Annotated in this window: 5 protein-coding genes; 2 read left to right on the top strand and 3 right to left on the bottom strand. The window is 41.3% G+C overall.

Annotation, left to right across the window (positions count from 1 at the left end):
* Positions 1-565: 565 nt before the first annotated feature.
* The 3 genes from V7K38_RS19280 to V7K38_RS19270 all read right to left on the bottom strand — a co-directional run bounded on the left by V7K38_RS19280 (position 566) and on the right by V7K38_RS19270 (position 3,658).
* Positions 566-979: a secondary thiamine-phosphate synthase enzyme YjbQ gene (locus tag V7K38_RS19280; protein WP_334860001.1), complete on the bottom strand. Its 414-nt coding sequence runs from the start codon at positions 977-979 to the stop codon at positions 566-568.
* A 125-nt stretch (positions 980-1,104) separates the two neighbouring features.
* Positions 1,105-2,187, bottom strand: a complete 1,083-nt coding sequence (locus V7K38_RS19275) for a glycosyl transferase (protein WP_334860002.1) — start codon at positions 2,185-2,187, stop codon at positions 1,105-1,107.
* Between the two features lie 277 nt (positions 2,188-2,464).
* A complete protein-coding gene (locus V7K38_RS19270; RefSeq protein ID WP_334860000.1) occupies positions 2,465-3,658 on the bottom strand; it encodes an aminotransferase class V-fold PLP-dependent enzyme in 1,194 nt (397 codons plus the stop codon).
* A gap of 121 nt (positions 3,659-3,779) precedes the next feature.
* Between V7K38_RS19270 and V7K38_RS19265 the strand changes: the two genes are divergently transcribed.
* Positions 3,780-5,240, top strand: coding sequence for a TM0106 family RecB-like putative nuclease (locus tag V7K38_RS19265; protein ID WP_334859999.1), 1,461 nt, complete (start codon positions 3,780-3,782; stop codon positions 5,238-5,240).
* 427 nt (positions 5,241-5,667) lie between these two features.
* On the top strand, positions 5,668-5,951 hold a 284-nt coding region (locus V7K38_RS19260), incomplete at its 3' end, for a hypothetical protein (RefSeq protein ID WP_442940786.1).

The raw sequence follows: 5,951 nt of genomic DNA, 5'->3' as shown, positions 1-5,951 counted from the left end.
ATGATATTTGCGTCATGTGTCATATTTTATAACGCACTGTGTACCATTTTACATTCTGATTTTTTAGTTCTACCCCGATTTACCGAGCGGATACCCAAACAGCTTACACTAACTATTAGTGTATATCGAAATAAAAAAATTATTAAATAAGCAAAAATAAACTTAACTTTCAACTTTAAAAAGTTCTACTAATTCTTTGATAAATTATATCTAATTAGAGGATGTCTGAGAAGTATTAAATATTTTGCTTGATCCCCCCTAGCCCCCCTTAAAAAGGGGGGAACAGGAATCAAAGCCCCCCTTTGTAAGGGGAGCCACTTGCTTCACTTGGGGTCTCCCCAAGTGAAGCAAGTGGCATGGATTTAGGGGGATCTACAAGTCTCGAATACAATACCAAAAACTTTTCAGACATCCTCTTAATTCCGCATAAATAATTATGATTACAAAATTATCAGGGCGAAATTTGTTTAATGCAGATCGCCGCGAGTTTATGAGATTATATCCAAAGGGTAGGTAGAATAACCAGAGTATTTAAACTCTATTTTAAGTAAAACTTGAAAATCAGCTATCCAGAAATGTGGATAACCAATTCCCTTAAATGACTACGCTGGCGATGTTCCCAGATATAAATTCCCTGCCAAGTTCCCAGTACTAGATAACCTCGATTAATGGGGATATTTTCAGAAGTGTGGGTGAGTGCGGTACGAATGTGTGCTGGCATATCATCAGCACCTTCTGCATCATGGATGTATTTGTCTGATTCGGGGACGAGTTTTGCCATAAAATTAGCTAAATCCACAAGAACATCAGGATCGGCATTTTCTTGGATCACTAAACTAGCTGAAGTGTGGCGTAAAAATAAAGTACAAAGACCAGTTTCAACCCCCGATTCTGTGACTGCGGCTTCAACTTTAGGGGTGATGTTATAAAAAGATTTGGCAGTAGTGGAAATTTTTAGTAACTTTTGGTAGTGAGTCATTTAAAACAGTAATTATTGATGACAGTAAAAGCTAATTAGCAGTTAAATTTGCTTGATTTGGTTGTTGTGATGTTGTATCGTCCTAGTTGGTATTCATATATTAATTTATATTGTTTTGAATAACTTTATTTCGTCTGTAAATAATTGAGAACTGCTTTAGCGATCGCTTCATTACCATCCTTAGCAATAGGTTGAGATTGCTGTGGTAGTTGCGGTAACTCATGCAGAAAATCCCAAGTCCCTTGAAAAAATTCAGATGGGGTAATGATTTGATGTCGGTTATAATTTGTTATGCCTTCTACTATAAAAGCTGCTTCGGCAAAATCCTTCCGGGGGATAGTAACAATAGGTACTCCTAATAGTGTGGCTTCAGCAAAAGTACTGAAGCCTGGTTTAGAGACGACTCGCCCACAAATTGGCATAAAATCTACAGGGCGGTATTTACGGTCATTAATTTTCACTATATTAGGTAAATCAGGCGCAGATTGATCGAAGACGAGAAATTGCCAATCTGGGAATCGCCGCAGGTTATCGTAGGGAATTTGCTGCAAACCCAAGCCGCCAAAGGTCAATAAAATAGTTTTTTCCACTGGTGCAGTTATTCCCCAAAGAGAACGTAAATTATCAGTAGAGTGACGGGGAGAACCACCTGTTAGTCCAACATCTGTGATATTGTGAAAAGCTTGCATCGGTTCGTGGAAGGGAAGACGAAACAAGCGATCGCACTTTGAGTACCAATCACTAATCCAATCTGCAACTGCTGTAAATTCACCCCCCCAATCTCGATAGATAAAGTCCCAGCCAAAGTTACTCATCATCCAGCAAGGGATATTTGCACCTTTGGCAAAGCCAGGAGTTAGGAAGGGAATATCTGCCAAAATGAGATTAACGCGATTTTGGCGGATAAAATTCACTTCTGAGGCAATCAGCGAATTTTGATGTTTCTTAATATCTAGTAACTTTTCTAAAGTCGCTACTTTATCCATTGTCAAACTATCGGTTTGCACCACACCCAAATCAAATGCACGGGGACGATAGATAAAATCGCCTTCTATATAGCACTCTAGCAACCAGCGTGGGGCAGTGGTAACAAGAATTAGCAAAACTTCTGGACATAATTTTTGAATTGTCGCAGCGACGGAAGCCATGCGGGTAGCATGTCCAAAGCCGTGGTTAGTGATTGCTAAGTATAAAATTGGGCGTTCCATTTTAAAGGTAGAAGTCATTCAATTTGGGATTTTAGATTTTAGATTTTAGATTTTTAATTCAATCCAAAATTGGCAGAGTTAGGCATGAAAATTATAATTTTCACAGTGATAGCTTATAGCGGTTGTCAATTGCACGAAATACAGACCTAACCCCCAGCCCCTTCCCTACAAGGGAAGGGGAGTAAGATTCAAAGCCTCTCTCCTTTTAGGAGAGAGGTTTGGAGAGAGGTCAAAGTGTATTGCTTCCATTCGAGAAGCGCTATATAACTCCTAATTTTTAACTAGTTTTGCAAAAACTTTGAATTGCTTCAACCAATTGGTCGATTTCTGATTCTAAAGTCAGGTAATGGATGGTGGCGCGTATACAGCTAGGATCGGCAATTGTGCGAGTTAATATGTTTTGTGAGTCTAAAAATTGCACTAATTTGAGATTAGCTTGAGGCTGATTATTTGTAAGTTGGAACGAGACTATACCGCTTTCGGGTGGGGAAGTTCGCAAACATTTAACATCGGGTAACGCCATTAAGTACTGCCAAAGATACTCACTATTTTGACAAATTTGCTCGTAACGTTCCTGTGAGGTTCCCCATTGTTGATGAATTGCGATCGCTTCCTTTAACCCAACATACAACGGATAAGCTAATGTAGACACTTCATATCGTCGCCCATCTGGAAGCCAACCCACAGGCTGAGATTGACTATCTACAACAATCCCATTTAAGCCAATAAATGTAGGTTTCAGGCTTTCTCGCGCTTCTGGGCGAACATACAAACCACCAGCACCCGCAGGGCCACATAACCATTTATGACCAGTGAAAGCATAAAAATCTACACCCAATTCCGTCAAGTTTAAAGGCAGCAAACCAACAGATTGAGCAGCATCTATCAATAAAAAAGAATGATTGTTTCTGCATACTTCGGCAATTTTATCAAGAGGTAAAACTTGGCCAGTATTCCAGAAAACATGACTTAATATTACAAGACGGGTATTAGGGCGTAAGTGCTGGGCAATAATTTTTACAGGGTCGCCCTCATTTAAAGTCGCCTTCAGGGGACAGGTGGTAACTTCCACCGCGAATCTCCGCGCGATTTCTTGTGTTGTGGCAATCACGCCTGGATGTTCGCAGTCTGAGAGCAGTATATGGTCGCCAGAATGCCAGTCAATGCCCCACATAGCGATATTACAGCCAACTGTGACATTCTGGGTAAGAGTAATTGTTTCGCTTGGTGCATGTAACTCCGAAGCGATCGCAACTCTAGCGGCTCGAGTCTGCGGTGCTATCCAGTGATAAGCCTCATTCCCAAAGGGGCCTATTTGCTGAACATAAGCTTGAGTTTCGGTCATCGCATCCATTGCTCTTTGGGGCATTGGCCCTTGTCCGCCATAATTGAAATAAGTCTTGTTCGCTAAAGCGGGAAATTGCTCTCGATGGCTATGCAACCTGGTTTGGGCGACAGAAATACTAGTCATACCAATTTTAGATTTTAGATTTTGGATTAGTCATTAGTTTCTCATCTTCCTCATTCTCCCACTTCATTATTAATTGTCTGAGTTACTGCCAGATTGTGCTAAATCTTGTTAACTTAAAAGGATGCTAATTAATGCTGAACTCCTACTGCAATACCAACGCTGTAAACGCCGGACTTTTCTAGATATCCACGGTGACAGAAGTCAGCGCGATGCCCCTAATGAGTTGCTGCGGAAACTGCAACAGGATAAAATCGCTCATCAGATGGGTGCTTTGGCACAGATGACTTATCACCAACCAGATTATTCTTATGGAAACTGGGAAAAGGCAGAGAAGGCAACTTTAGAATTGATGGAGCGTGGAGTTGAGTACATTTATAAAGGAGTACTCTTAGCAACTTATTCTGAAGCATATACCTTGCTGAGTCGGCCAAATTTACTCGTAAAACAGCCAGGACAGTCGAGTTTTGGAGATTGGATGTATGTCCCGGCTAGTATTGAACTGGGTAAGCGCCCTAAACAAGAATATCAAGTTATCGCTGCATTTCATACCCAAGTCTTGGCAACAGTACAAGAAGTTGTACCAGAAACAGCTTTGCTGATATTGCGAACGAAAAACACCAACTATACGGTGGATTTGTTTAAATGGATGCCACGGATGCAGCAAATTCTGGAGGAGTTCATTGAAGTTTTAGAGTTACCGAATCCGCCAGAGGTGTTTATTTCTCGGCAAAAGTGTAATTTTTGCCATTGGTATAGTCAATGTTATGCGATCGCTCAATCTGAAAAACATCTCTCACTATTACCAGGTATAACACCTCTGCGCTATACTCAACTGCAAGATGTAGCCATCACCACACTAGAATCTCTTGCTAACACCAGTCCCAGCACCTTAGAAAACCTGCTTGGTTTCGACCAAAAAGTAGCACCCAAGCTAGTAGTACAAGCTAAATCAGCACTGGAAAAACGACCGCTTCTTTTACCATATCCACTATCAATAAAAGAGATTACATTCACAGCACCCATAGAACTTTACTTTGATATTGAGGCGCAGCCAGACTTAGATTTAGATTATCTTTTGGGGGTTTTGGTAGTAGATAGACTTGCCAACACAGAAAAGTTTTATTCGTTTTTAGCAGATAAACCAGAAGACGAAGAATTAATTTGGCAGCAATTTTTAGATTTGGTTTGGCAATATCCCGAAGCACCAATTTATCATTTTTGTGCCTACGAGTTTGATACGGTTAAACGGCTAGCAAAGCTTTACAACACTCCTTATGCCTCAGTGCGTCCAGTCCTAAATCGCTTTGTGGATGTGTATGAACAATTAACCCAAAGTGTAGCATTGCCTATAGAAAGTTATGCCCTAAAAGCGATCGCTCGTTGGTTAGGATTTGAGTGGCGGGAAAAAGAAGCTAGTGGTGCTAAATGTATTTACTGGTACGATCAGTGGTTAGAAACAGGCGATCGCACCTTACTAGAAATTATCCAAAGCTACAACGAAGATGACTGTCGCGCTACCCATAGAGTCAAAGACTGGCTTGTAAACTTTTTTCAGGATGAATATGGTTTGCGACTAGCTTAAGTAATTTCGGATTTTCTTAAGGTTTTCAATTGCCTGCAATACAGTTGAAAAGGGGTCTAATATTATGTCAGCTTTGATTGCTTATTAAACCCGAAGAATTCCACCCCACCTGCGGGGCTACGGTGTACACACAAGTCTGAAAATAGCTGAAGAACTAGGTTTTACCCCACCCTAACCCTCCCCTTAGAAAGGGGAGGGAACACAGATTTGCTGTCTCCCCCCTTTATAAGCTACGGTGTACACACATCTCTGTACAACACCCAAAATCGTTGGAGATCCCCCTAAATCCCCCGATAAATTGGGGGACTTTAAGAGACTTTTGCCCCCCTTTTTAAGGGGGGTTGGGGGGATCAAAAGGCTCTGGGGCAACTCTAGAAGACTTGTGTATACACCGTAGCCCTTTATAAGGGGGGTAAATCCGACTTGTGTGTACACCACCTACGGGGAGGGGACTAAGGGGAGCCAGGGCGGTCTTGGGGTCTCCCAAAGTGGAGCATCTGGCGTGTGGGATGCAATGACTGTGGGAATTATAACTAATTATGCGAACTTGATATCATTTGTTATTTCGGCGAACTCATTTGTTATTTCGGCGAACGCATTTGTTATTTCGGCGAACTCATTTGTTATTTCGGCGAACTCATTTGTTATTTCGGCGAACGCATTTGTTATTTCGGCGAACTCATTTGTTATTTCGGCGAACTCATTTGTTAT

Origin of the sequence: Nostoc sp., assembly GCF_036917465.1 — a bacterium.
In the GTDB taxonomy this organism is placed as follows: domain Bacteria; phylum Cyanobacteriota; class Cyanobacteriia; order Cyanobacteriales; family Nostocaceae; genus Nostoc.
This window is presented reverse-complemented; position numbering and strand designations above follow the sequence as displayed.